This window comes from Vibrio sp. 2130-1, from assembly GCF_033339515.1.
The window spans coordinates 1-996 of record NZ_JAWOUT010000096.1 but is presented as its reverse complement, the minus strand read 5'-3'; the positions used below and the strand labels follow the sequence as shown (position 1 = coordinate 996).

Below are 996 nucleotides of genomic sequence, written 5' to 3'. Positions count from 1 at the left end.
GATGGATACGAAAACCAGTTTGAAGTTCCTAGTGTCACGATTCAAGGTGACGCACTCAAGATAAGCGATGAGTGGCTTGTTACTATCACCATTACCGACAGCCTCAATAATTCCATTACTGTTACAACGACCGTAGAGAATGAGGCTTATACCCTATCAGACGTTGATCTGTCTTCTCTTGCTGAAGGGCCGCTTACGGTGACTTCTGTGGTTTCTGACATTTATGGCAATAACCTGAACGCCGTCGATACGACCATTAAAGATACGCTTGCAACGGTGAACGTCAATTTTGATGGTGGAGGGGATGAGTATTTAAATCAGTACGAAATCGCGACTACTCGCCTCGAAGGGACGATTGAAAACATTGAAGATGGCCAGCGTATCCAAGTTACGGTAACCGACTCGTTAGGAGCGGTCATAAACTTAGAAACGGTGGTGACTGGTGGAAGTTGGTCTCTGGACGACGTTGACCTTTCTGGATTGTCTGAAGGTACGCTGACAGTTGTTGCTAAGAGTATAGATATAGCGGGCAACCCTGCAATCAGTGAAAACACCATCATCAAAGATACGCTCGCAAGTGTGACGGTGGACGTTGACGATGGCAGAGACGGCTATTTAAACACTGAAGAGCGCCAATCTGTCACTTTGTCAGGGCAAGTCAGTGATGTTGAAAATGGTCAGACGGTTTCTGTCACGGTTCAAGACAGCTTGGGGGTGATGCTCTCGTTCAATACCGTTGTCGTTGATGGTATGTGGCAAGTCGAAGGGGCGAACTTATCCACGTTAGCCGATGGGGCGTTAACCGTATCTGCCTCCGTGAATGATGTAGCGGGCAACCAAGCGAAAGCAATGGATGAGGCTACGACCATAGATGCCACTGCTCCCACCATTGATATCGATACGGATTTTTATATTAGCGGTGGTCTTGCCATTGATGATTTCCGTGAGGGTATAGTCACGGAAATGAGAGGGACAACCAGTGGTGTAGAGCAAGGT

General features: G+C 47.5%; 1 pseudogene. It reads left to right on the top strand.

Annotated elements, in window-relative coordinates:
• Nucleotides 1–996: pseudogene (locus R7Q09_RS24455) on the top strand (RTX toxin); the annotation flags it as partial.